Below are 24,506 nucleotides of genomic sequence, written 5' to 3'. Positions count from 1 at the left end.
TCAGGACTCGGGCGCGCAGCAGGGCGCTACAGGCTGGTAGCGGAATACTTGCCAAAGCGCCCGACTTCCTGATGATTGTCGAGGGTGGGTGTTTCCGCGGACGGCGCCGCGGTGCTTCCGCCACGAGGACGACATGGACCAGTTCGAGCAGAACAAGCAGGCCGCGAAGATTCGTGTCGTGGGCGCGGGCGGGGCGGGCTGCAACGCGGTCAACACGATGATTCTGTCGAAGCTGGATCGCGTCGACTTCATCGCCGCCAACACCGATGTCCAGGCGCTCGCCGCGAGCAAGGCGCCCACCCGGCTGCAGCTGGGCCAGGCGCTCACCAAGGGCCTGGGCGCCGGCGCCAACCCGGAGATGGGCCGCGAGGCCGCCCTGGAGTCGCGCGATCAGATCGCCGCGGTGCTGGAAGGCGCCGACATGGTCTTCGTCACCGCGGGCATGGGCGGTGGCACCGGCACGGGCGCCGCGCCCATCATCGCGGACATCGCCAAGAGCCTGGGCTGCCTCACGGTGGGCGTCGTCACCAAGCCCTTCCTGTTCGAAGGCAACAAGCGCCGCAAGCAGGCCGAGCAGGGCATCGTGGAGCTCAAGGCCGCGGTGGACACGCTCATCACCATCCCCAACCAGCGCCTGCTGTCGCTCTCCAACGAGCCCATGCCGCTGCTGGAGACCTTCAAGCGCGCGGATGAAGTCCTGCTCAACGCCGTGCAGGGCATCAGCGACCTCATCCAGTACCACGGCTACATCAACGTGGACTTCGCGGATGTGAAGACCATCATGAGCGACAAGGGCCTGGCGCTCATGGGCACCGGCCACGCGTGTGGCGACCGCCGCGCCATCACCGCCATGCAGCAGGCCATCTCCAGCCCGCTGCTGGAGGACGTCTCCATCGACGGCGCCACCGGCCTGCTCATCAACATCACCGGCGGCCGCGACATGACCCTGCAGGAGGTCAACGAGGCGCTGACGCTGGTGCACGACGCGGCGGACGGCGAGGCGGAGATCATCTTCGGGTCGCTCATCGACGAGCAGATCCAGGACGAGGTGAAAATCACCATCATCGCCACCGGCTTCGTGCACCGGGACGCGCCCAAGGTGCGCCCCATCGCGCAGGTGGTGCAGGTGCCGCTGGTGGGCCGTCCCTCCACGCCGCCGTCCGTGCTGTCCTCGACGCGTGAGGAGGTGGCCAGCCTGGTGCCCGCGAAGAGCGCGCCCCGTCCGACCATGTCCTCGGTGGAGACGCCCAAGTCGTCCATGCAGAGCGCGCGCACGGCCGTGGTGAAGGACGCGGCGCTGCCCCTGGACGAGGATCAGTTCGACATCCCCACGTTCCTGCGCCGCCAGGGCCAGACGGAGCTGCCGTAGTCAGGCAGCGGCGGGGACGCTAGCGGGGGAGGCGGGCGACGCTCGCCGTGCCCCTGCCGGTGAGGCGGTCGCATTTGGTGAACAGCCCGTCCACCTCGTCGTAGAGCGCGTCGATGCGCTCCGACGCGCTGGGGGCGGGCAGCAGTCCGTCGCCGGACAGTTCCTCCAGGCGGGTGCCGGCGCGCTGCAAGAGCTGCAGGGCCTTGAGCAGCGAGCGGCCCTGCTGCGTGCCGTCGGGCGTGAAGAGGGTGCCGCCCTCGTAGAGCGTCACCAGATTGGCGCGGGTGTCCTGCTGCCGCTGGTTGAGCCGGTTCCGGTACAAGTCCAGACGGCGGGCGCGACGGGCACCATGCAGGTCCACGACGCTGTGCGTTCCTGTCGACGGGGGATTCACGTCGGGCAAGGTACGCCAGGCCCTCGCAAGCCCGCAAATTTACGGGACTGTACGGACCTGTTGCGCGACTGCCCGGACGCTTGTCAGTCAAGGGGGTGGGGGTTAGTTTGGCCGCCCTTCGCAAAGCCAGGGTGCCTGCCATGTTCCAGAAGCTGCTCATCGCCAACCGGGGTGAAATCGCGCGTCGCATCGGGGCGGTGGCCCGGGGCATGGGCGTGAAGACGGTGGCGGTGCACTCGGATGCGGACGTGAACCTGCCCTTCGTGAAGGAGGCGGACGAGGCCGTGAGAATCGGCCCCGCGCCCGCGAAGGACAGCTACCTGAGCATCCCCGCCATCCTGGAGGCCGCGAAGAAGACGGGCGCCCAGGCGGTGCACCCGGGCTACGGCTTCCTGTCGGAGAACGGCGAGTTCGCCCAGGCGTGCGCGGACGCGGGCCTGACCTTCGTGGGGCCGCCGCCGGAGGCCATGGCGCGGATGAAGGACAAGAGCCAGGCGCGCAAGCTGGTGTCCGCCGCGGGCGTGCCGGTGGTGCCCGGCAGCGACGGTGTGCTGCCGGACGTGCAGAGCGCCCTGGAGGCCGCGGAGCGCATCGGCTACCCGGTGCTGTGCAAGGCCGCCAGCGGCGGTGGCGGCATCGGCATGGCGGCGGCGAACAACCCCGCGGAGCTGGAGAAGGTCTACCGCCAGTGCACGGACCGCGCGAAGGCCGCCTTCGGCCGCGAGGGCGTGTACCTGGAGCGCTACTTCCCGGCGCCCCGTCACATCGAAGTGCAGATCCTGGGCGACACCCACGGCCACCTCATCCACGGCCTGGAGCGCGAGTGCTCCATCCAGCGCCGGCACCAGAAGGTGGTGGAGGAGGTCCCGTCGGTGTTGTTCGCCAACGGACGCAACCCAGGCCTGGCGGACACGCTCTTCACGGCGGCCGTCAAGGCGGCGAAGGCCTTCGGTTACGCCAACGCGGGCACGGTGGAGTTCCTGTACTCCGACGGGCAGGTGTACTTCATCGAGATGAACGCCCGGCTCCAGGTGGAGCACCCGGTGACGGAGCTGACCACGGGCCTGGACCTCATCGGCTGGCAGCTGCGCATCGCCGCGGGCGAGAAGCTCACCGTCCAGCAGGAGGACGTGAAGCGCAAGGGCGCGGCGCTGGAGTTCCGCATCTACGCGGAGGACCCGGTGAAGTACTTCCCGTCCCCCGGCCCGCTGAAGGTGTTCCAGCCGCCCACGGGCGAAGGCGTGCGCCTGGACTCCGGCTACGCGGAAGGGGACGTGGTGACGCCGAACTACGACCCGATGATCGCCAAGCTCATCATCAGCGGTGCGACGCGCGACGAGGCCATTGCCCGCGCGGTGAAGGCCCTGGAGTCCTTCCGCATCGAAGGCATCAAGACGAACATCCCGCTCCACCTTCGCATCCTGAAGGACCCTGCCTTCAGCGCCGGCGAGCTGGACACGCACTTCCTGGATCATCACGCGAAGCCTTAAAAGTTTTCCCACCCGAGGAGGGACGGTTCATGGCGGACGTTGCGGCGCACATCACGGGCACGGTGTGGAAGATCGAGGTGAAGGTCGGCGACAAGGTGGATGCCGGCACCACGCTCGTCATCCTCGAGTCCATGAAGATGGAGATGCCCGTGGAGGCCGAAGAGGGCGGCACGGTGAAGGAGATCCGCTGCAAGGAGGCGCAGCCGGTCAACGAGGGCGACGTCCTCGTGGTGCTCGAGTAGCCACGGGCCTCACCGGATGGAGCCCACGCTGGAGGTGGAGGATCGCGAGGGCGGTGTCCGGGTGCTCACCGTCTCCAACCCGTCGCGCCGCAACGCGCTGAATGACGCGTTGCTGGCCCGGATGGATGCGGCGCTGGAGCCGGCCGCCCACGTGCGCGCGCTGCTGGTGCGCGGCCAGGGCGGGCACTTCTGCGCGGGCTACGACTTGACGCACCTGGGGCCGCCAGGCGCGGACGGGCGGCTGCCGGATGACCCGCTGGTGGCGTGCCTGCTGAAGCTGGAGCAGCACCCGGCGCCGTCGGTGGCGCTGGTGCAGGGCGGCGCGGTGGGCGCGGGCTTCGACCTGGCGGCCTCCTGCGACTTCCGAGTGGGCGCCGCCGACGCGTTCTTCCTCATGCCTCCGGCCCGGCTGGGCATCGTGTACTCGCCGGAGGGGCTGGCGCGGGCGGTGCGGCTGGTGGGCCTGTCGCGCGCCAAGCAGCTGTTCCTCACCGCGCGGCGGTTGCCGGCGGCGGAGGCGCTCGCGTGGGGCCTGCTGGATGAGTGCCCCGAGGACGCGGAAGCGCGCGCGCTGGCGCTGTGCGCGACGCTGGCCGCGGGGGCGCCCAGGGCGGTGTCGGGGATGAAGGAGGCGTTCGGGCTGCTGGCGCGCTCCGGGTTGTCCCCGGAGGACGTCGCGCACCTGCGTCAGGTGCGCGGCGAGGCGTTTGGCAGCGAGGACGCGAAGGAGGGGCGCGCGGCCTTCCTGGAGAAGCGCGCGCCCCGGTTCAGCGGCCGCTAGGTGTCGCCGAACAGCTCGCCCATGCGCAGCTGCAGCGCGGAGGCGATCTTGTAGAGCGACGAGATGGACGCGGAGGACTCCGCGCGTTCAATCTGGGACAGCAGGGACACGGACAGGCCGGTGCGGCGGGCCAGCTGCTTGAGCGTGAGCTCCTGCGTCTTGCGCGCGTCGCGGATGGTGCGGCCGATGGCGCGGTGCAGGTCCGCTTCCGGGTCCTGGGACAGGCCCTTCTTCTGCAGCGCGTTGCGCACGGCGGCCGTGAACTGCTCCGGCTCCATGGGCTTCTTCACGTAGTCGGACGCCTGCGCCTTGAGCGACGCGACGGCCGTGTCCACGGTGGGATAGGCCGTGGCGACGATGACCGCGATGTCCGTGTCGTACTTGCGGATCAGCTCCAGCACCTCGGTGCCGGACATCTGCGGCATCATCATGTCGAGGATGACGAGATGGAAGTCGGAGCCACGGAGGATGTCCACCGTCTGGGTGGGGTCCGTGGTGGTGACGACCTCGTAGCCTTCACGGGTCAGCACGAGCTTGAGGTAGTCGCAGTTGTCCTGCTCGTCATCAACTACCAGGATGCGAATCTGCACAGCGTCTCCTCGCTGCAGGGTTGAGGGAAGTGCTGCGGGGGGGAGCTACGCGCCAGGGTTGGCGGCGGGGGGTTATTGAGCCTGGGACTCTGCCTGGACCTTGCTCAGGGCTTTGATCACCAGCTCGCGCTTGGGATAGCCCTCGGGTGTGAGCGTGAGGAACGTCTTGTAGTCCTGCTCGCTCGCTTTGTAGTTCTTGAGCGTGGCGTGCACCACGCCCAGCATCAGGTGGCACTCGGGAACCTTGGGGGCGCGCGCCGCGCAGTCCTGGGCGAGCGACAGGGCTCCGTTGGGGTCCGACTTGGCCAGGGTGAGCACCTTGGCCTTGATGGGCTCGATGTTCTTGGCGACGTCCGCCGGCTTCATGGTCTTCAGGCTGTCGGCCGTCACGTCCGCGGCCGTCAGGGTGGCGGCGCTGGCGGCTTCGGTGTCCGGCGCCGGCGCCGGCGGCGGCGCCTGGGCCTCGAGCCGCTGCTTCACTTCCTCGTAGCGGGAGGTGAAGAGCGTCTCCGAGGGGACCTTGTTGAAGCTGGCGGTCGCCTCCTTGAGCTTGTTGGCGTCCAGGGCCTCCAGGGCGGCCTTGAGGTTCTTGTCGGCCTCCGTCTCCTGGGCCAGCTGGCGCTCACGCGCTGCCTGCGCCTTGACGGCCTGCGGGCCTCGGGCCGTCTCTCCCAGGCTCCTCAGGATGGCGGCCGCGACCTCGAAGTCGGCTCGCTTGAGCGCGGTGGCGAAGTCCTCTTCGGTCACCTTCTGGGCCGGCGGCTCCGGAGGTGCCGGAGGCGGCTTCACCGACTCCGGAGTCTTCGGCGCGTCAGTGACCTTCGCGGGCGGGTTCGCGGCCACGGTCTCCGGGGGCTTCGTCTCCGGAGGCTTCGTCTGCGGCGGCGCTTCCGGGGGCGGCTGCTGCGGATCCGCGACGACCACGGGCGGCGTGTCGTTCGGGGGCTTGGGCAGCAGGTCCTGGCCCTTCACCACGAAGATCGCCGCGCCCGCGCCAATGGACAGGAACGCGATGACCGCGGCCACCCACATCTTCTTGGAGCCGCCGCGGCCCTGCGCCGCGATGTCCTCTTCCAGCGACCCGGGGCCCACGAAGCGCAGCTTCACGTGGCCCATCTCGATGATGTCACCGTGGGCGAGCGTCGCCTGCGCGTAGCTCTCCCCGTTGACCGTCATCCCGTTGGCCGACTGCATGTCGATGACGCGCCACTCGCCGGTCTCCTCGCGCACGACCTTCGCGTGCGTGCGGGACAGCGAGCGGTGGTCCAGGGCCACGTCGTTCTCCGACGTGCGGCCAATCCGCAGCTCCGTGCGGTTGCAGTCGAACTCCTGGCCCTTGAACTCGGCGGGGCCGAGCACCACCAGCCGGGGCTGCTCGTCCTCGGGCACGCGCTCCACGCGCCGGGGCCGGTCCGCCTCCATCTGGTCCATGCGGATGATGGACGTGGCGTTGCGGCGCGCATCCGCGGAGACGGGCGTGTGGTCGTGCTCGTCGTCGGAGTCGTGATCGTCCGCCTCGTCCTCGCCGTCCACCATGGTGTCGCGGGGACGGGGACCGCTGGCGACCTCGTCGTCGTCCTCCTCCTCCTCGGGCTCCGGCTCCGGCCGGCGGGAGGCGGGCACCTTGGCGGTGATGGCGCCAGTGGGGGCGCCAGCGTTGGCCGCGCCCTCGACCTGCAATGCCAGATCGTAGTCGCCGATCTGGATGAGGTCGCCCTCCTTGAGAGGGAGCTGGCCTGCGACGCGCTCGCCGTTGATCCGGGTGCCGTTGTAGCTCCCCAGGTCTTCGAGCACGACGTGGCCATTGAGGCGCACGAGCCGGGCGTGTCGACGTGACACGTTTCGCTCGGTCAGGCGGATGGTGTTCCCCTCCTGACGGCCAATGGTGATTTCGTCGCGCACGAAGGGAACAACGGTCTTGCGCCCCTCGTCGTCTTCGATGATGAGCTTCAGCACGGGTCCGGTCCGAGTACAGCTATAGCAGAATGCCCTTCACCGAGACAAGCCATGTATCCCCCGAGAACAACAGGGTTTTTCGCCCATCCCAGGGTCAGGAAGGCACTGTTGTCCATCGGTCGATTGGCCGGAAAGGGTGGGGAGGGCAGGGTACCTGGGCTCACGATAGCGCTGATCGCGGCGCAGGCCATTCTGTACACCTGGGTGGCGTCCGGAGGCCCACCCGGAGTGGATGCGCTCATCCACTGGGGGGCGAAGTCCGGCCCCCTGGTGACGGACGCGGGGCAGGGCTGGCGGCTGCTGACGGCCAACCTGCTGCACCGGGACGCCCTGCACCTGTGCCTCAACCTGCTGGTGTTCGCGGGGGTGGGCACGGCGGTGGAGCGCTCGTGCCGGTGGTGGGACTACGTGGCGCTGCTCATCGTGTCGGGGCTGGCGACGATGGCGGGCTCGCTCTGGTGGTCACCGACGGTGAGCGTGGGCGCGTCCGGGTGGGTGTTCGGGTGCGTGGGGACGCTGCTGGTGCTGGGGCGGCGCGCCCGGACCGGGGCCAAGGGCGCGCGGATGGGGTGGTTCTCCGGGGAGAACGCGCTGCCCACGGTGCTCGTCTTCCTGTGGCTCGGCTGGACGAGCGTGGGCGTGGACAACGCGGGGCACATGGGCGGGCTGATGGCGGGGTTGCTCGTGGGCGTCCTCTTGCGCTCGCGGGCGTGGGGGGCGGGGGCCTTCCGGGCGGTGGCGCTGGTGGGGCTCGCGGGGCTGGGCGCGGCGGTGGTGGTGACGGAGCGGTCCAGGTGGCGGGTGGAGCATGACGACGGCTTCGGGGTGTCGGTGCTGCTGCCGGACGGCTGGCGCCGCGAGGAGGACGGCCAGGAGCGGAGGGCCTTCTCCAACGGGCTGAAGGGCCTGGGACGGGCCACGCTCACGGCGGAGGCCATCGAGGCGGGTGAGCCCGGGGACGGCTCGGCGCAGGCCCAGCACTTCCTGGACGCGTCGCTGGTGCCGGGGCGGACGGGGCCGGAGGGGCGCACCGTGTCCGTGGGCGCAGTGGAGCCCGCGTCGTTGGGAGGCCGTCCCGCGCAGCGGATCCGCGCGGAGCTGGACGGGGTGGGCGGGCGGACGCACCTGGTGGCGTGGTTCGTGCCGCGTGGAGAGTGGGTGTACCGGCTCGTCTTCACCTGGCCCCAGGCCTATCCGGCGTACGCGCGGGTGGTGGAGCGGATGACGGCGGACGTGCGCTTCGAGGAGCCCGCGAGCCTGCGGGTCGCCCGGGCCCGGGCGCTGCTGGTGCCGGGCGTGGCGGGGCCGCTGCGGGAGCTGGGCCATGCCCTGCGGCGGTGGGGCATGCCGGCGGATGCGGTGGAGCCCCTGGCGTCGGCGGTGCGGCTGGCGCCGACGCAGGTGGACACGCGCGTGGAGCTGGCCCGCGCGTATTTCGAGTCGGGGCAGGTGGAGGCGGGCTGTCACTCGGCGGCGGAGGCGCGGGTGTATGGACCGTCCGACACGGGCGCGCTGGAGGCGGGCGTGCGCTGCGCGCTGGCGCGGGGGGACACGGCCGAGGCCCTGCTGCGCCTGGAAGAGGCCCGCCGCGTGGACCCCCGGGATGCGCGCCTGCGCGCGGCCGAGGGCGCCTTGAAGGCGGCGGTCGAGGCGCCGGGAGCGTCTCCCCAGAAGCGGTGACGTGGGACTTCAGCGCTCGCCGAACGGGCGGACCGCGAGCCCCACGCCCAGCATCCCCTCGTCGCGCCGGTAGAGGCCCGCGTCGTTGCGCACGCCCGTGGCCGTGAGCCGCGCGAACACCGGCGCGTCGTTGACCGCGAGGAGCACGTGCTCCAGCGCGACCTCGCCCCGCGCCCGGAAGTGGGCGCCGCCGTCGAAGTCGAAGCTCCAGCCGGCGAGCCCCGTCGCGCGCAGGGCCCACCTGCCATCCCGCGTCTCCCATCCCGCGTCGAGCAGCAGGGACGTGAAGGGGGACACCTCGTTCCGCGTGCCCTCCGGTGCGTGCCGCAGCGCATGGCTCGCGGCGGGGCCCACGGCCAGCCAGCCCCACTGCGTGTTCGTGCGGAGCGGATCCAACAGCAGTCCCACGCGGCCCGTCTCCAGCGTCCACCCCGGGCCCTCCCAGACGCGCCGCTCCAGGTGCGTCGCGCGCACGGCGAGGGCCACGTCGAACGGGAAGGGGATGTTCCGGGGCCGGCCGATGGTGACGAGCAGGGAGCCTTCCTCCACGTGCCTGCGCAACAGTCCGTCGTACGCGGTGAAGGTCAGCCCCTTCCGCTCGCCGCCCCACACTTCCGTCATGAGCAGCCGGTGCGAATCGATCCACAGCGAGTCCGCCTTGCTGCCGCTCGAGCGCACCCATCGGACGAGGAACCCCGTGCGCAGGGCGAGGGCCTCCGTGTCGTCCTGTACGCGCAGCGCGGTGCCCAGCACCCAGCCGGTGCCGGGGTCGAAGCAGGTGGGGAACGTCTCTCCGGCCGCCGTCTGGCCCTGACAGGACAGGCCGGGCGCGGTGCCCAGGAGCAATGCCAGCGCGAGCGCCACCATCCCGGACCTAGCCCTTTCCAGGAGCGGACTTCGGCGCGGTCCTTCTGGCCGGGGCCCACATGGAGAAGCGCAGGCCTGCCTGCGCGGACCACTCCCAGCCGGCGGGCGCGTTCGCCACGTCGTCGCGCCATGTCCCGCGCCCATCCAACGTCACGCTCACGGGCTGGTCGTTGATGGCCAGGGCGATGAACTCGTAGCCCGCGCGCAGCCGCAGCCGCTCCGGACGCAGGGGGCGGCCTTCCACCGCTTCCGCGAAGAGCACCTTCTGGGCCTCCGCGCCGAAGCGCACGTGGTGGAAGCCGTCCCGGTCCAGCGTGAAGTCCCCCTCCAGCGCCGCCGCGGGAACGAGCGTGAAGAAGCCGTTCGTCCGGTCGCGCTCCACGGCGGGCCCGGTCCGCACGCGCACGTAGGACACGAGGTCGCTCGAGTGCCACAGGTCCAGCGTCACGTGCGTCGCGGCCAGGGAGAGGAAGTCCGCGTGCGCGTCCTCGCGGCGCACCTGTTCGCCGTGGAGCAGCTCCATCCAGAAGCCCAGGTTGGCGTAGACGTCGAAGCGCCGGGGCTGGCCGTAGAAGGTCGTCACCCGGAAGAGCGGCGCGTCGTTCTGGCTGCGGAAGTCGTAGCGCAGGAGCGTGGCCTCGTAGGAGTCCGCGTCGCCCAGGTACAGCTCCGTGTCCAGGAGCGTCATCCGGTGCAGCCGGCCCGAGTCCCCCGGCCACTCCAGATCCACGCCGAAGTCCACCCGCACGCGTTGGTCCAGGCGATCCGTCCGCGGCAGCCAGCGCGGCGCCCAGGTCCCGCCCACGTAGACGCGCCGGTGCAGGTCGAAGTTGTACTGGAGCACCCGCCCGCGCTCATCGCGGTACCAGCCCGGTGGCGCCTCCGCGATGGCGGGCACCAGGCGGTACTGGCGCGCCGTCTCGCTGGGCATCAGGTTCGTGACGCACCGGTCCACCCGCTGTAGCGGCTGGTCCTTCTCGTGGCCCTCCGTGTCCAGCTCATGGGCGGGCGACACCAGGCACTCCTTCTTCTCGTCATCGCAGCGGGCGCGCCACGCGCCGGAAGGCACGGCGGGCGTGGGCGGCAGGGCGAGGCACCGCGCCTGCCCGGTGGAGGGCTGCTGGGGAGACGACGCGTCCGGGACGGCCATCTGGAAGTCCCACGGCTCCGGTACCTCCACCTGCCCCAGCAGCAGGGCACATCCCAGGGTCACCGCTGAAACCAGCATCACGACTCCTCATCGAGGTTGAGCGGCCTGGCGCGTTCCGGCCACGCGGTCAGGCTTCGTGATGGGGGCCCTTTACAAGGGCCGTGCCCCTGGCCGGAGGACGGCCTTTCGCGGACTTGCCCGTGCGGCTGTGCAGGCGCCTGCACAGCCACTGTGCACGCGGAAGCGCGTGCGCTGGCGCGAGAACGACGCACCCCCTTCCAGGTCGGTCGACCGGCGGGGGTGGCGGGGGTATAAGCCCCCCGGCCCCATGTGGTGCACGGTGGGCCCGTCCCGGACGACGAAGGAGCACGCGCGCGTGGCAAGCGACGGCGAAAAGAACTCGCAGGGGGATTCCACCTTCACCCAGGCCATCCTCGGTGATGACACCCTGACGTCTTCATGGGGGCGGCGGTGGCTGTCCCTGTCCTTCAGCGCGCGCGTCGTGCTCGCGACCGCGGGCTTCGCGGCGCTGCTCTTCGTGCCCTACCTGGGCGCGGTCGGCCTGTGGGACCCCTGGGAGACGCACTACGGCGAAGTGGGCCGGGAGATGATCCAGCGCGGCGACTACGTCTATCCCTTCTGGGAGAACGCGTGGTTCTTCTCCAAGCCGCCGCTCACCATGTGGATGCAGGCGCTGGGGATGAACATCGTCGGCGCGCTGCGCGGCGACGGCGCCATGGGGCTCTACACGGAGTGGGGCATGCGCATGCCCTTCGCCCTCCTGAGCATCACCGCCGTGGCGCTGCTGTCGCTGGCGGTGGCGCGCACCGTGAACATGCGCGCGGGCCTGGCCACGGGCTTCGTGCTGGCCACCATGCCGCTGTACTTCCTGCTCACCCGGCAGACCGTCACCGACACGCCCTTCGTCACCACCTTCGTGTGCGCCATGGCGTGCGCGATCATCGGCCAGTTGGATGACACCACGAAGCACCGCGCCGGCTGGTGGTACGCGTTCTACGTCTTCGCGGGCCTGGCCACGCTGGCCAAGGGCCTCTTGGGCGTGGGCCTGCCCGCGGTCATCCTGGTGCTGTACGCGGTGGCGGGCGTCATCCCGTGGAGCCGCGAGAGCCTGGAGGCGCACCTGCGCTGGCTCACCAGCGGCGAGGTCCGCGCCCAGGTGCGCGCGGGCACGCGGGCCATGCCCGTGCTGTGGGCGCAGATGTACCGGATGAAGCTGGGCACGGGCATCCTGGTGTTCGCGGCGGTGGCGGTGCCCTGGTACCTGACGCTGGTGCTCTTCGACGGCGTGGACGACGAGGGCAAGCTGTTCTGGTACCGCTTCTTCATCCACGACCACCTGAACCGCCTCACCGCGGGCGTGCACACCACCACGCCGGGCGGGTCGTTCACCTACTTCATCGAACAGGGCGGCTTCGCCATCTTCCCGTGGGTGGCGCTGGTGCCCGGCGCGTTCGCGGTCGTGTCGCGGCTCAAGCTGCGCTCGCGCGACAAGGCGGACCACCTGGCGCTCATCGCCGTGCTGTGGGTGGCGTTCGCGTTCTACCTGCTGGCCTCCAGCGCCACGAAGTTCCACCACTACGTGTTCCCCATCCTGCCGGGCCTGTCCATCCTCATCGCGCTGTTCGTGGACCGGCTGTGGCGGGACGGCATCAACGAGCACGCGGTGAGCCTCATCTTCGGCCTGGTGCTCTTCATCCTGGTGGGCAAGGACCTGGCGGAGAACCCCAAGGACTTCACCGACCTGTTCGTCTACAACTACGACCGGCCCTATCCGCAGGACCTGGTCACCAAGCCCATCGCGTTCTTCTCCTCGCGCCCGCTGTGGATGGGCGACCTGGTGACGCTGGTGCTGCTGGCCTTCGGCGTGTACCTGGCCTTCGACGCGTTCTCCTCCAAGGCGAAGCTGGAGCGCCCGGCCGCCGCGCGCGCGGTGGCGCTGGGCCTCTTGCTCACCGGCGGGACCACGCTGGCCGCGGTGGCTTCGCAGGGGCAGGTGTCCGCCATGGGGCTGTGGGGCGTGGCACTGGTGGCGCTCGCGGGCTTCCTCTTCTGGCAGGCATCGCGGCCAGAGGAGGCGCCGGGGCGCACGGTGCTCCAGGCGGTGGGCTTCGGCCTGGCGCTCCTGGGCGTGGCGCTGGCGGTGCGCGGCTTCAAGGGGCCGCCCGCGACGGACGCGCTGTTCAAGGCCCTGTCCGGCACCATCAACGTGAAGGTGGGCATGGGCTTCGCGTTCGGCGTGGCCGGCGTGCTGGCGGCGGTGGCCGCGCTGCAGCGCTCGCGCGTGCTGCTCTTCAGCACCTTCTGGGGCCTGGCCGCGGCGTTCGCGCTCTGGTTCAACTGGGGCCACTGGGTGGACCTGTCCCACCACTGGACGCAGCGCGACCTGTTCTGGCGCTACTACGAGCAGCGCAAGCCGGGCGAGCCCATCGCCGCGTACATGATGAACTGGCGCGGTGAGACGTTCTACTCGCGCAACACGGTGGAGCAGTTCCGCGCCAACGACGCCAACACGCGCATGCGCCAGTACGCGTCGCGGCCCGGCCGCGAGTGGGCGCTGGTGGAGCACAACCGCGTGAACCTGCTGCGCAACGCGGTGGGCTCCGACAAGAACGTCACCCTCATCGACCGGGACATCAACAACAAGTTCGTCCTGGTGACCATCGAGTGAGCATCCTCGTCCCGCCTCCGCTCGCGGAGCCCCCCGTGAAGGGGGGCCTGCGCGTGCGCGGATTGGCGAAGCGCTTCGGCGAGCGCACCGCCGTGGAGGACCTCACCTTCGACGTGCGGCCCGGCGAGGTGTTCGGCCTCTTGGGCCCCAACGGCGCGGGCAAGACGACGACGGTGCGCATGCTGACGGGGCTGCTCAGGCCCTCCAGCGGCGACGCGGAGGTGTGGGGCCACTCCGTCACGCACGACGGCGAGTCGCTGCGCAAGGTGGTGGGGCTGCTCACCGAACAGCCCGGGCTCTACGACCGGCTCACCGCGCGGGAGAACCTGCGCTTCTTCATGAAGCTGCATGAGATGGACGAGTCCGTCGCGTGGCCCCGGGCGAAGCACTACCTGGAGCGCTTCGGGCTGGGCGGCCGCGAGGACGACCCGTGCGGCGGCTTCAGCAAGGGCATGCGCCAGAAGCTGGCCATCGTGCGCACGCTGGTGCACGACCCGCGCGTCATCTTCCTGGACGAGCCCACCAGCGGCCTGGACCCGGAGTCCGCGCGCACCGTGCGCGACGCGGTGGCGGAGCTGGCCTCGGAGGGGCGCACCATCGTGCTGTGCTCGCACAACCTGGCGGAGGTGGAGCGGCTGTGCGAGCGCGTGGCCGTGGTGCGCCGCCGCCTGCTGGCGCTGGGCCCGGTGCGCGAGATGCGCCGCGCGGGGCAGTCGCTGGACGTGCGCGTGGAGGGCCACGCGCAAGGCTTCGTCCCCGCGCTGGCGGCGCTGCCCTTCAAGCCCAACGTGCTGGTGGAGGGCGGGCGCCTGCGGGTGATGCTGGCGGATGAGGCGCGGGCGCCGGACGTGGTGGCGTGCCTGGTGGGCGCGGGGGCTCGCGTGCACAGCGTGGTGCCCGCGCAGCGGCCGTTGGAAGAGGTGTACCTGGACCTGCTGCGGGAAGAGGGGACGTGAGCATGGCCTTCCGGCCGCGACGTGCGTTGGCGGTGTTCTGGAAGGACTCGCTGGACCTGCGCAAGAACGTGGGCCTGCTCGTGTCCATGGCGGTGCTGCCCATGGTGATGGTGACGGTGCCCATCGGCGTGGTGTGGACGTACGTGCGGCAGCCGGACCACGCGGACCTGCGCACGGTGGCGCTCTTCTACGACCCCACGCTGCCCCTGGGCGCGAGCGCGGCGCGCTTCCTCATCGACAAGTCGCTCACCGACTGGTTCGGCATGTTCCTGGTGATGCCCGTCTTCATCCCCATCCTCATCGCGTCCCAGAGCGTGGCGGGGGAGAAGGAGCGCCGCACGCTGGAGCCGCTGCTCGCGTCGCCCGTGTCCGCGGCGGAGCTGGTGGCGGGCAAGTGCCTGGCCGCGCTGGTGCCCGCGGTGGTGCTGACCTGGGCCGCCTTCGCGCTGTTCTGCGTGGGCGTGGACTGGGTGGCGTGGCCGCTCGTTGGCGCGCCGCTGATGCCCAACGCGCTGTGGGGCTTCGGCGTGTTCGTGCTCGCGCCGCTCTTCGCCTTCTTCGGCAACGGCGTCGCGGTGCTCATCTCCGCCCGGGTGAGCGAGGCGCGCATGGCGCAGCAGTTGTCCGCGCTGGTGGTGCTGCCGCTGGTGGGGCTGGTGGGGGGCCAGGTGGCCGGCGTGCTCAAGGCGGGCATGGGCTATTACGCCATCCAGGGCGCGGTGGTGCTGGTGCTGGACTTCATCCTGCTGGCGGCCAGCATCCGGTTCCTGGACCGGGAACGTCTGGTCAGCCGCTGGGGTTGAGTCACTGGCGGGTTGGAGAGTGGACTGCCAGGGGGCCGGCCGGACGGGCAGGCGCCCGTGAAGCTGTTATGTTCGGGGCAGGATGCCGGGGGAAGCGCGGTGGCGCTTTCGCGCCGGCGGCCCCGCATTTAGGGGTTGGGGTTACACGCGGCCACGGAGGCGCTGAAACAGACATGGGGATCTTCGACAGCATCAAGGGCGAGGCGCAGCGGAATTTCATCGCCCGCGCGGACAGCGCGAAGGGTGAGATCGTCTACAAGTATCCGGAGAAGAACGTCCGGATGAAGACGCAGCTCACCGTGGACGCGGACGAGGTGGCGCTGTTCGTCAAGGACGGCAAGGTGGAGGGGAAGCTGGGGCCCGGCCGCCACACGCTGGACACGAACAACATCCCGTTCCTGTCGCGCCTGCTGGAGAGCTTCACCGGCGGCAACATGTTCATGGCGGAGATCTTCTTCGTCTCCAACCGTGAGCACACGGGCGTGAAGTTCGGCGGCCCCATTGGCGACGTGCGCGACCCGGAGACGGGCCTGGGCATCGGCACCATGGTGTACGGCGACTTCTCCATCCGCGTGACGGAGCCGGAGAAGCTCGTGGTGGGCCTGGTGGGCATGGGCCGCGCCACCAACGAGGAGTTCCTGGGCTGGTTCAAGGGCCAGGTGCTCAAGGTGACGCGCGACCGCACCGCCGAGCTGCTGGTGAAGAAGAAGTGGCCGCTCTTGGACGTGACGAGCGGCGCCTACGTGGAGGAGATGGAGCAGGAGATCCTCGCCGGCCTCAAGCCGCACGTGGACACCTACGGCCTCACCATCGTCCGCATGGGCAACTTCGTCGTCAGCATCAAGCCCGAGGACGAAGTCACCCTGAAGAAGCTGTCCAAGGACGTGGCGTACTCGCGGCTGGCGGGCGGCTTCCAGCAGTACGCGCAGGGCCAGGCGATGCTCGGCGCGTCCGAGGGCATGGCCAAGGGCGGTGGCGGATCCGACGGCGCCATGCAGGGCATGGGCATGGGCATGGGATTCGGCATGGCGCAGATGTTCGCCAACCAGCAGAACCAGCAGCAGCAGCGCCCCGCGGAGCCCGCGCAGGCGGCCGCTCCCGCGGACACGCGCAGCCCGGCGCAGCGGCTCAAGGAGATCAAGGAGCTGAAGGACGCGGGCGTGCTCTCCGACGAGGAGTACGCCGCCAAGCGCGCGGAGCTGATGAAGCTGCTGTAGTCCCGCCGCTGTCCGCGCTGACTTGAACGAGGGCCCTGTCTCCCCATGGGAGGCGGGGCCTTCGCGCTTCTTCAGGGGGCGGGCGTGCCCGGCACGGCGAGGCGCAGCTGTTCGTGCAGCGTCTCCGCGCGCAGGTAGAGGAACTGCACGTCACCGAAGGCCAGCGTGGCGCCGTCGTGGAGCATCACCTGGGCCTTGAAGCCCAGGGGCGCGCCGTTGATGAAGGTGCCGTTCATGGACTGGGCGTCGCGCACGGAGAAGTCCCCGGAGCCCGCGTTCCAGCGCAGCGTGGCGTGGTGCTGGGAGACGGAGGGCTCCGGCACCATCAGGTCGCACGCGTCGGTGCGGCCCACGGTGAACTCCTCGCCGTCCTGGTTCGGCTGGAGGAAGTGGACCTCCAGGTTGTCGAAGTCGCGCAGCATCGCGAGCAGCCGCTCCTCCATGCGCGAGCGGTGCGCCATCCCCACCGTGCGCAGGCCCACCATGCCCGGGGCCACCACGGCCTTGAAGGCGGCGTCCACGGGCTGCTGGATGAGGGCGATAGCGCCGGACGCGGACCGGAAGGACTCCAGCGAGGCGCCCGCGAAGGGGCGGAGCTGTTTCACGGACACCATGGCTTGGGACCCTACGTGCAAGAGGTGGGGACGGGAAGGGGCCGCGGGTGCCTACGAGGCCAGCGGCGTGGCGTCGGCCCGGGGCATCTGGGGCACCGTCGAGGCCGGCGCCTTCGCCGGGGGCGCGGGCGGCGGCGCGGGCGTGTCGTCCAACCGGCGCAGGTCCAGCTTCATGGGCACCTGGAGCGTGGTGCTCAGCCGCAGGAGCAGCACGTCCGGCGCGAGCCCGTTCTCACCAATGGCCTGCGTCAGCTCGCGCGCGGAGGGCGCGGTGCCCCGGGCCCAGAGCTCCTTGAGGAACGCGCCCGCCTCCGGCGCGTGCCACCACGCCGGACCGAAGCGCGCCTTCAACTGCCCCTGGAGCTGCCCCGCGAGGAACCACGCCCGGAAGCTGTCGGCGGACTGGTAGAAGTCCTCCTGGTCCACGAGGTAGCGCTCCACGTCGTCCTCGGTCATGGGCATGGCGCCGGTGCGCGCCATCAGCGCGCGGTACAGCTCGCGCGGATCCACGTCCGTGCGGCGGTGCAGCTCCAGTTGGTAGAGCAGCCGGCCCGCGGCGTGGCGGATGAGGTACAGCTTGTGCGCGCTGGAGGTCGCCAGGTACTGGGCGCGCTTGTCCGCGTCCCCCAGCACGCCCGCGTTCTCCTCCAGCCACACCGGGTCCTCCAGCAGGTCCTCGAAGAGCGCGGAGTACGCCTCGCCCACGGTGGGGTTGCCCAGCCGCGCCAGCTCGAAGCGGGCCTCCTGCGTGAAGGCCGTGTGCAGCAGGTGCCCCACCTCATGCAGCACGCGGCCCTGGTGCAGCACGCCCGTGCCCGGCTTGAAGGACAGCCGCACGTCGGACGGCACCTTCACCGACAGCGCCAGCGGGCGCGGGTTCTTCTGCGGCAGGTCGCGCGCGTCCACCTTCACGTTGGGCAGCGCGTTCAGGTCGATGCCCATCCCCGCCACCGTGGCCTGCGCCTTCGCCAGCGACTCGCCCTTGGGGAACGCGTCCTCCACCTCGCGCGAGCGGAACAGGCGCGGGATGTCCGCGCGGGTGATTTGCGCGAAGGACAGCCCCAGCTCGCGCTGGGAGAGCCGCTCCATCACCAGCCGGTACGGCTCCTGCGTGGCCTGGAGGACCTCCTCCGCCAACTGCGCCAGCCGCTCCAGGTCCGCCTGCCTGAGCTCGCTGCCGAAGGCCTCGTAGGACTCGAAGCCCATCTGCCGCACCAGCTCGCGGGTGCGCGACTCGCGGCGCAGCAGCGTCTGGTTGAGGCGGGTGAGCGCGGGCGTGGCCGCGGCGTAGAGCGCCTTGCGCTTGAGGGCGCTCTTCTCGTTGGCGAGCAGCCGCTCCAGGTCGTGGTAGCGCACCTCGCGCCCGTCCACGTTCAGCTTGAGGGACGCCTCCAGGTTGGCGGACGCGTCGTTGTGCTCGGCCAGCTCGCGCGACAGGAACTCACCGGCGAAGTGGCCGTGGAGCGCGGTGAGGGCGCGCAATTCGCGCGGGTCCTTGGTCAGGTGCCGCAACCGGTCGATGCGCCGCAGGTTCTCCAGGCTGAAGAGCGCCTGCTTGCCGCTGTAGGTGGCGGCGATGTCCACCGCCTTGCCTTCGGTCCAGAAGTCCCAGACGAGCCGGTGCTGCTCCTCCAGGAGGAGCGCGGCCTCCGAGGACAGGGCGTTCACCTCGCCGGTCAGCAGTTCTTCCTCGCTGGGAGGGGGGACCACGGCCGGGGGCGGCGCCTTGTGACAGGCGCTCAGCAGACACACGGCGGCGGCGAGGAGGGACGGAATCCTTGGGGACATGGGCCGCCCATGTTACTTCCGACCTGCCGATGCCCAACGTAAACCCATGGCGAGCGGCCCGAGGACGCCAGGGCCTCTACTCCGCCCTGCGACAGTTCTTCGCAAGCCAGGGATACCTGGAAGTGGAGACGCCGCTGCTCGTGCCCACGCCCGGCATGGAGCCGTACATCTCCGCCTTCGAGACGCCCTTCGTCCCGGAGACGGACCTGGGCAAGGCGCGCACGCTCTACCTGCACACCAGCCCCGAGTACGCGATGAAGCGGCTGCTCGCGCAGGGCGCGGGTCCGCTGTTCCAGATCTGCAAGGTGTTCCGGAACGGCGAGGTATCCCAGACGCACAACCCGGAGTTCACGCTGCTGGAGTTCTACCGGCCGCACGCGGACTACCACGCCATCATGGACGACCTGGAGGGCGCGCTGGTGGCGGCGGGCCGGGCGGCGGCGGACGCGAAGGAGGGGGAGCCCGGCGCGGACCCCTCCTTCTTCACGCGCACGCCCTATGAGCGCGTGACGGTGCGGGACGCGGTCTTTCGCGCCACGGGCGTGGACATCCACGTGCACTCGGATGGTGCGTCGCTCAAGCGGGCCGCGGACGCGGTGGGCGTGCACACCGGGAGCTCCACGTCCTTCGACGACGTCTTCTTCCACCTCTTCCTGGAGCGGGTGGAGCGGGGCCTGGGCCACGAACGGCCCACCTTCCTCATCGAGTACCCCGCGTCCATGGCGGCCCTGTCCCGGCTGAAGCCCGGCGACGGCCGCGTGGCGGAGCGGGTGGAGCTGTACGCGAAGGGGCTGGAGCTGGCGAACGGCTTCTCTGAATTGACGGACGCGGTGGAGCAGCGCGCGCGGCTGGTGGAAGAGCAGGAGCTGCGCCGCAAGCTGGGCCGCGCCGTGTATCCCCTGGACGAGCGCTTCCTGGAGGCGGTGGGCCGCATGCCGCCGTCCGCGGGCATCGCCGTGGGGCTCGACCGCATCCTGATGCTGCTGCTCGGGGTCCAGCGCATCGAGGACGTCCTCCTGTTCCCCGCGCACGGGTTCGTCTGATGCTCAAGGTGCTCCAGACGGTGTTCGCTGGCACGGCCACGGTGGGCCTCACGGGCGTGGCGTCCGCGACCATCACGGTGCTGTCGGAACTCAATCAGCACCCGGCGGCGGACAAGGTGCTGCGCGCGTGGGCACTCTCCGGGTTGGCGTCCGCGGGCGTGCGGCACGAAGCCTTCGGCCTGGAGAACATCCCCCAGGACGGCAACGTCGTCTTCGTGAGCAACCACCAGTCGCACTTCGACGCGCTGGTGAACTTCGCGCACATCGACAAGCACACGCGCTACGTCGCCAAGGCGGAGCTCTTCAAGGTGCCCGTGTTCGGCCGGGCCATGCGCGTCGCGGGCAACATCCCCGTGCAGCGCACCGGCGGCGCGGATGACCGGGACCGGCTCCAGGAGGCCGTGACGGCGCTGCGCGAGCGCGTCAGCGTGCTGTTCTACGCCGAGGGCACCCGCAGCCCGGACGGCGAGCTTCGGCCGTTCAAGAAGGGCGCCGCCACGCTGGCCATCCAGGCGCAGGTCCCCGTCGTCCCCATGGCCGTCGCCGGCACGCGGCTCATCCTCCCCAAGGGCGGGCGGGCCATCCAGTGGGGTCAGCGGGTGGCGTTGGTGGTGGGCAAGCCGGTGCCCACCGAAGGGCTGACGTTGGATGACCGGGATACCCTTACCCGCCGCCTGGAAGAAGCGGTGGCCGGGCTGTACGCCGAGGCGCGCCAGCGCTCGGGAGACATTCCATGAAGAAGAGCACCCAGACCACGTCGCAGGCCCATCCCTGGCATGGCATCTCGCCCGGGCCGGAGGCCCCTGAAGTCGTCACCGCGTACATCGAGATCGTCCCCACGGACGCCGTGAAGTACGAGATGGACAAGGAGTCCGGCATCCTGATGCTGGACCGGCCCCAGCGCTTCAGCAGCCAGTGCCCCACGCTCTACGGCTTCATCCCGCGCACGTACTGCGGCGAGCAGGTGGCGAAGCGCTGCGCGGAGCGCACCGGCGTGAAGGACATCCGCGGCGACGGGGACCCCATCGACATCTGCGTGCTGACGGAGAAGGTCGTCTCCAACGGCAACCTGCTGGTGCACGCGGTGCCCGTGGGCGGCTTCCGGATGATCGACGGCGACGAAGCCGACGACAAGATCATCGCGGTGCTGGAGTCGGACCTCGTGTACGGCGAGCTCCAGTACATCGCGCAGCTGCCGCGCCCGCTGCTGGACCGCCTGAAGCACTACTTCCTCACCTACAAGCAGATCCCGGGCGAGGGAAAGCGCAGCGTGGAGATCGCCGAGGTCTACGACCGGCAGGAGGCCATGGAGGTCATCCGCCGCAGCATGCGCGACTACGACAAGCTCTTCGTGGAGCCGGAGGCGAAGCCGGCGAAGAAGTCAGCGCCTGCCGCGAGCCGCAAGACGTCCGTGGCGAAGTCCGCCGCCAAGGGCCCCACGGGCCGTGGCAACCGGAGCGGGAAGTAGCCGCTTCCTGGGAGTCCCGCCGCGCGCGGCAAGGGCAGGGCCCGGCGAGGGCCCCGCTTCCTTTCGCGCGTGTAGCGGGCCTTGTGCCTTCAAGAGCGGCGGGCGCGCTTGGGCGCGGAGGTGGCGGCGCGCTTGCCCCGGGCCGGAGCGGCGGGCTTGCGCGCCGTCTTGGCCTTGGCGGCGGAGGCCGTCTTCGCCACTTTCTTGCTGGCCTTCTTCGCCACGGTCTTCACGCGCGCGGCGGCCTTCTTGGCCACGGCCTTCACCTTGCCCACGACCTTCTTCGCGGCCTTCTTCGCCGGGGCCACGGCCTGGCGCGCGGAGGGCTTCTTGCCTGAGGCGGCCTTGGCCGGCTTCGAGGCGGGGCCGGGGACGGCGGTGCCCCGGGCGGGGAGCTGGTCCACGAGCTTCTTCGGCGCGATGGCGCGGTAGCTCTCGTCGATCCACGCCTTGATGACGGGCACCGGCACCTGCGAGGCCTCGTCGAAGTGGGCGGTCACCCAGCCGCTCTTGCCCAGGCCGTACTCGGTGGGCTCGGTGAAGGGCAGCGTGAGCGCGGCGTCCTTCGAGTCGGGCAGCTTGGCGGAGAGGTTCAGCTTCTCGCCGTCGATGGTCATGAAGAGGAAGGTCTTGTCATTGACCTTCATCGCGCGGTGGCCCCAGGGAAAGTCCTCGTGGGCGCCGGGGTAGCTCATCGCATGTTCGCGCAGTACCGCTTCGACCTTCTGCGTCTCGTTCTCTGCGGGCATGGGCACCTGGCTTCGTTGTGGGTCGCGACAGCTTAACCGCACCTGTCGCATCCAGCGTATTCCCCAATGTGTCGGTTGCTGACGGAATGACGGGTAGCGGGTCACCCGTGGTTTCCCGCAGACGTCGGAGCCCTTGGTCCTAGGTACGGGATGGGGGGCACGCATAGTCTCGGGGTCAACGATAAGGAGTCGCTGCCCGATGCCCCAGTCCCTGCTCGCCACGGATGGCTACAAGTTCAGCATGGCGGAGGCCGGCTGGCCCCTGCGGAAGGAAACGTTCTACTACTCGCACCGCAAGGGCGGTCCCCAGGTCATGCCGCTGGACCTGGCGGCCTGGGTGAAGGACCTCCTGCCGGAGCCGAACCCGGACGACTACGCGTTCCTCGCCCGCCACGACTACGAGATGGGCGTGGGCTTCAAGGCCGCCATCCTGCGCAAGGCGCAGCTGTCCGTGCGCGCCATTCCGCGCGGCGCGCTGTTCCTGCCGCGCGAGCCCATCCTGACCCTCACGGGCCCCTCCGCGCTGGTGTCGTGGCTGGAGCCGATGCTGTTGCAGCTCAACTACCGCGTCCAGGTGGCCACGCAGGCGCTGCAGGACCGCGAGGCCCTGGCCCGGACGCTGGCCACGGTGACGTGCGAGGAGGAGAAGCGCATCGCCCTGGAGACGCTGGACCAGGTGGGCGTGCGGGCCGTGTCCATCCAGGTGGATCCGGAAGGCTATGTGCGCCGGGTGCGCGCGCAGGTGAAGGAGCTGGTGGACATCGTCGAGGACCCCTCGCGCATCTTCGAGGTGGGCCTGCGCGCGGCGACCTGTCTGGAGCAGCACGAGCTGGCCCTGCGCGCGTGCCAGGAGGCGGGCGTGCAGCGCACGAGCAACGTGGAGGGCGCCCGGGTGCTGAACATGATTCCCGTGGGCACCATGGGCCACGAGCACGTGCAGCGCTACGGCTCCGACGACGCGGCCTACCGCGCGATGCACGAGCGCCGGCCGCAGCGCTCCAGCTACCTGCTGGACACCTTCGACACGCTGACGTCGGGCATCCCCGCGGCGTTCAAGCTCATCTCGGAGGATCCGCAGGGTGGGGACTCCATCCGGTTCGACTCCGGGAACAAGAAGCTCCAGTACCTCTACGCGGTGACGCGCGCGCGAGACCTGGGCATCAAGCCGGTCATCATCCTGGAGGACGGCCTGGACGCGCAGATGACGCGCGAGTTCGAGGAGCTGCGCAAGCAGGTGGGCTGGGAGCCGACGACGCAGTTCTACGGCTACGGCGGCCACATCGTCGCGCGCACCATGTCCCATGCGCTGACGCGCGACCGGGTGGCGGCCATCTACAAGCTGTCGTGCTCGGGCGCGACGCCGGTGATGAAGTTCGGCAACGAGCTGGCGGAGGGCAAGCAGAGCGTGCCGGGCACGCCCGTCCTCTTCCGCCGCCGTACGGGCACGGGCCCGCTGGGGCTGGTGGGGCAGGCGGGGGAGGCGACGCCCCAGGGCTACTTCCCGCTGATGGAGTCGGCCCCGTCCATGCCGTCGCTGGTGGGGACCGAAGGCCTGACGCCCGAGGAGCAGCGCATCGGGTACACTGCCACCACGCAGGCGCTGGTGGAGTCCATCACCCGGCGCCACTTCCCGCAGGGCCGCTGACGCCAGGGGCCAAGGCGGCACCTGGAGAGCACGTCATGCCGCTGCCGCTTCCCCGGTTCCACGACGACGCACGTGTCGGCCAGCTCTATCTGGAGCGCGTGGCGGAGGTCTCTCAAGAGGCCCACCGCTACGCCGCCGAGCACCGCGTGCGTCCGGCCCGCGAGGACAAGGTCCGCATCGCGGCGTTCGGCATCGACGCGCAGGTGGCCTTCTGCACGCCGGGCGCGAGCCTCTTCGTCCCGGGCGCGGTGGAGGACACGCAGCGCACGCTGCGCTGGCTATACGCGAACCTAGAGCGGCTCACGGGGCTGGTGTTCTCGCTGGACACGCACCGGGCCTTTCAAATCTTCCATCCGGCGTGGTGGAGGGACGCGGAAGGCCGTCCGCCCGCGCCCATGACGGTCATCACCGCGAAGGACGTGCGGGAGGGCCGCTGGCGGGCGACGCGCCATCCGGAGGAGAGCCTGGCGTACTGCGAGGGGCTGGAGGCGAGCGGCCGGTACGTGCTGACCATCTGGCCGTACCACGCGCTGCTGGGCGGGCAGAGCCACGCGCTGGTGCCCGCGATGTACGAGGCGAGCCTCTTCCACGCGCTGGTGCGGGACACGCCCACGCACTTCGAATTGAAGGGCGAGCACCCGCTGACGGAGAACTACTCCGTGATGGCGCCGGAGGTGACGGAGGTGAAGGGCCAGCGCGTGGGTGAGTTCAACGCGCGGCTGATGGAGCACCTGATGTCATTCGACCGCGTCTACGTCTTCGGGCAGGCCAGCTCGCACTGCGTGCTGTCCACGCTGCGCGACCTGCAGCAGTCCCTGGAGCGCACGGACAAGTCGAAGCTCAAGAACATCTACATCCTGGAGGACGCGATGAGCCCCGTGCCCGCGCCTCCGCTGGAGCCGCTGCCCGCGGCGCTGGACTTCCCGCGCGTGGCGAAAGACGCGCTGGCGGCGTTCAAGGCCGCCGGGATGCGCGTGGTGCGCACGACGGATCCGCTGGAGTAGGGCAGGGCCGT

The 24,506-nt window shown here is 70.5% G+C and carries 22 protein-coding genes; 14 read left to right on the top strand and 8 right to left on the bottom strand.

The annotated features are described in order from the left end of the window. The first annotated feature begins 133 nt into the window (after window positions 1-133). Complete coding sequence (gene ftsZ / locus ACX114_RS30395; RefSeq protein ID WP_459290300.1) at window positions 134-1,369, top strand: cell division protein FtsZ; 1,236 nt, start codon at window positions 134-136, stop codon at window positions 1,367-1,369. Between the two features lie 19 nt (window positions 1,370-1,388). Here the strand turns inward: ftsZ and ACX114_RS30390 are convergent, their stop codons facing one another. After that, entirely contained in the window at window positions 1,389-1,730 is a 342-nt protein-coding gene (locus ACX114_RS30390; protein ID WP_233591908.1) for a hypothetical protein, read from the bottom strand. Between the two features lie 173 nt (window positions 1,731-1,903). On the opposite strand from ACX114_RS30390, the gene ACX114_RS30385 reads away from it, so the two are divergent. Genes ACX114_RS30385 through ACX114_RS30375 form a run of 3 tightly spaced genes read left to right on the top strand, consistent with a single transcriptional unit; the run spans window position 1,904 to window position 4,276 of the window. Further along, window positions 1,904-3,253, top strand: coding sequence for an acetyl-CoA carboxylase biotin carboxylase subunit (locus tag ACX114_RS30385; RefSeq protein WP_459290298.1), 1,350 nt, complete (start codon window positions 1,904-1,906; stop codon window positions 3,251-3,253). A 29-nt stretch (window positions 3,254-3,282) separates the two neighbouring features. Beyond that, complete coding sequence (locus tag ACX114_RS30380; RefSeq protein WP_223739841.1) at window positions 3,283-3,495, top strand: biotin/lipoyl-binding carrier protein; 213 nt, start codon at window positions 3,283-3,285, stop codon at window positions 3,493-3,495. Window positions 3,496-3,511: 16 nt separating this feature from the next. Continuing rightward, on the top strand, window positions 3,512-4,276 hold the full coding sequence (locus ACX114_RS30375) for an enoyl-CoA hydratase/isomerase family protein (RefSeq protein WP_459290295.1): 765 nt from the start codon (window positions 3,512-3,514) through the stop codon (window positions 4,274-4,276). Here the strand turns inward: ACX114_RS30375 and ACX114_RS30370 are convergent. Together ACX114_RS30370 and ACX114_RS30365 are read right to left on the bottom strand one after the other, a co-directional pair. Next, window positions 4,273-4,866: a response regulator gene (locus tag ACX114_RS30370; RefSeq protein ID WP_014398871.1), complete on the bottom strand. Its 594-nt coding sequence runs from the start codon at window positions 4,864-4,866 to the stop codon at window positions 4,273-4,275. The two genes, ACX114_RS30375 and ACX114_RS30370, sit on opposite strands and share 4 nt — an antisense overlap. A 72-nt stretch (window positions 4,867-4,938) precedes the next feature. Continuing rightward, window positions 4,939-6,822: an FHA domain-containing protein gene (locus ACX114_RS30365; protein WP_459290293.1), complete on the bottom strand. Its 1,884-nt coding sequence runs from the start codon at window positions 6,820-6,822 to the stop codon at window positions 4,939-4,941. Window positions 6,823-7,050: 228 nt separating this feature from the next. Between ACX114_RS30365 and ACX114_RS30360 the strand changes: the two genes are divergently transcribed. Further along, entirely contained in the window at window positions 7,051-8,502 is a 1,452-nt protein-coding gene (locus ACX114_RS30360) for a rhomboid family intramembrane serine protease (RefSeq protein WP_459290291.1), read from the top strand. 9 nt (window positions 8,503-8,511) lie between these two features. On the opposite strand, the gene ACX114_RS30355 is transcribed toward ACX114_RS30360, so the two are convergent. Then, entirely contained in the window at window positions 8,512-9,369 is an 858-nt protein-coding gene (locus ACX114_RS30355) for a hypothetical protein (protein ID WP_459290289.1), read from the bottom strand. A gap of 7 nt (window positions 9,370-9,376) precedes the next feature. Further along, on the bottom strand, window positions 9,377-10,597 hold the full coding sequence (locus ACX114_RS30350; protein WP_459300322.1) for a hypothetical protein: 1,221 nt from the start codon (window positions 10,595-10,597) through the stop codon (window positions 9,377-9,379). A gap of 298 nt (window positions 10,598-10,895) precedes the next feature. Here ACX114_RS30350 and ACX114_RS30345 point away from each other — a divergent pair, with 298 nt between their 5' ends. The 4 genes from ACX114_RS30345 (at window position 10,896) to ACX114_RS30330 (ending at window position 16,184) form a co-directional block, all read left to right on the top strand. Continuing rightward, window positions 10,896-13,208: an ArnT family glycosyltransferase gene (locus ACX114_RS30345; protein WP_459290287.1), complete on the top strand. Its 2,313-nt coding sequence runs from the start codon at window positions 10,896-10,898 to the stop codon at window positions 13,206-13,208. Beyond that, a complete protein-coding gene (locus tag ACX114_RS30340; protein WP_459290285.1) occupies window positions 13,205-14,164 on the top strand; it encodes an ABC transporter ATP-binding protein in 960 nt (319 codons plus the stop codon). Before ACX114_RS30345 ends, ACX114_RS30340 begins: the two co-directional genes overlap by 4 nt. Window positions 14,165-14,166: 2 nt before the next feature. Further along, window positions 14,167-14,967 (top strand): ABC transporter permease subunit, encoded by an 801-nt coding sequence (locus tag ACX114_RS30335; RefSeq protein WP_459300320.1) that lies wholly within the window; start codon window positions 14,167-14,169, stop codon window positions 14,965-14,967. A gap of 173 nt (window positions 14,968-15,140) precedes the next feature. Continuing rightward, on the top strand, window positions 15,141-16,184 hold the full coding sequence (locus ACX114_RS30330) for an SPFH domain-containing protein (protein WP_459290283.1): 1,044 nt from the start codon (window positions 15,141-15,143) through the stop codon (window positions 16,182-16,184). Window positions 16,185-16,255: 71 nt separating this feature from the next. Here ACX114_RS30330 and ACX114_RS30325 read toward each other — a convergent pair whose 3' ends face one another. Continuing rightward, window positions 16,256-16,798, bottom strand: coding sequence for an FHA domain-containing protein (locus tag ACX114_RS30325; protein WP_459290281.1), 543 nt, complete (start codon window positions 16,796-16,798; stop codon window positions 16,256-16,258). Between the two features lie 51 nt (window positions 16,799-16,849). Beyond that, complete coding sequence (locus tag ACX114_RS30320; protein ID WP_459290279.1) at window positions 16,850-18,586, bottom strand: chromosome segregation protein SMC; 1,737 nt, start codon at window positions 18,584-18,586, stop codon at window positions 16,850-16,852. Window positions 18,587-18,615: 29 nt separating this feature from the next. Here ACX114_RS30320 and epmA point away from each other — a divergent pair, with 29 nt between their 5' ends. Genes epmA through ACX114_RS30305 form a run of 3 tightly spaced genes read left to right on the top strand, consistent with a single transcriptional unit; the run spans window position 18,616 to window position 21,097 of the window. Then, a complete protein-coding gene (gene epmA, locus ACX114_RS30315) occupies window positions 18,616-19,629 on the top strand; it encodes an EF-P lysine aminoacylase EpmA (protein ID WP_459290277.1) in 1,014 nt (337 codons plus the stop codon). Further along, the gene (locus ACX114_RS30310) at window positions 19,629-20,366 is read left to right on the top strand and encodes a lysophospholipid acyltransferase family protein (RefSeq protein ID WP_459290276.1); all 738 of its coding nucleotides are present in this window, start codon (window positions 19,629-19,631) and stop codon (window positions 20,364-20,366) included. Before epmA ends, ACX114_RS30310 begins: the two co-directional genes overlap by 1 nt. Next, window positions 20,363-21,097, top strand: coding sequence for an inorganic pyrophosphatase (locus ACX114_RS30305; protein WP_459290274.1), 735 nt, complete (start codon window positions 20,363-20,365; stop codon window positions 21,095-21,097). Before ACX114_RS30310 ends, ACX114_RS30305 begins: the two co-directional genes overlap by 4 nt. An 89-nt stretch (window positions 21,098-21,186) precedes the next feature. Here ACX114_RS30305 and ACX114_RS30300 read toward each other — a convergent pair whose 3' ends face one another. After that, on the bottom strand, window positions 21,187-21,846 hold the full coding sequence (locus tag ACX114_RS30300; protein ID WP_459290272.1) for an MmcQ/YjbR family DNA-binding protein: 660 nt from the start codon (window positions 21,844-21,846) through the stop codon (window positions 21,187-21,189). A 199-nt stretch (window positions 21,847-22,045) separates the two neighbouring features. Here ACX114_RS30300 and ACX114_RS30295 point away from each other — a divergent pair, with 199 nt between their 5' ends. Then, window positions 22,046-23,491, top strand: coding sequence for a nicotinate phosphoribosyltransferase (locus ACX114_RS30295; protein WP_459290270.1), 1,446 nt, complete (start codon window positions 22,046-22,048; stop codon window positions 23,489-23,491). Between the two features lie 35 nt (window positions 23,492-23,526). Beyond that, window positions 23,527-24,495 (top strand): nicotinamidase, encoded by a 969-nt coding sequence (locus ACX114_RS30290; RefSeq protein WP_459290268.1) that lies wholly within the window; start codon window positions 23,527-23,529, stop codon window positions 24,493-24,495. Window positions 24,496-24,506 lie beyond the last annotated feature (11 nt).

The sequence above is a fragment of the Corallococcus sp. M7 genome (assembly GCF_054512695.1).
Note: the sequence above shows the minus strand (reverse complement) of the source record. Positions and strands in the feature narration are given on the sequence as shown.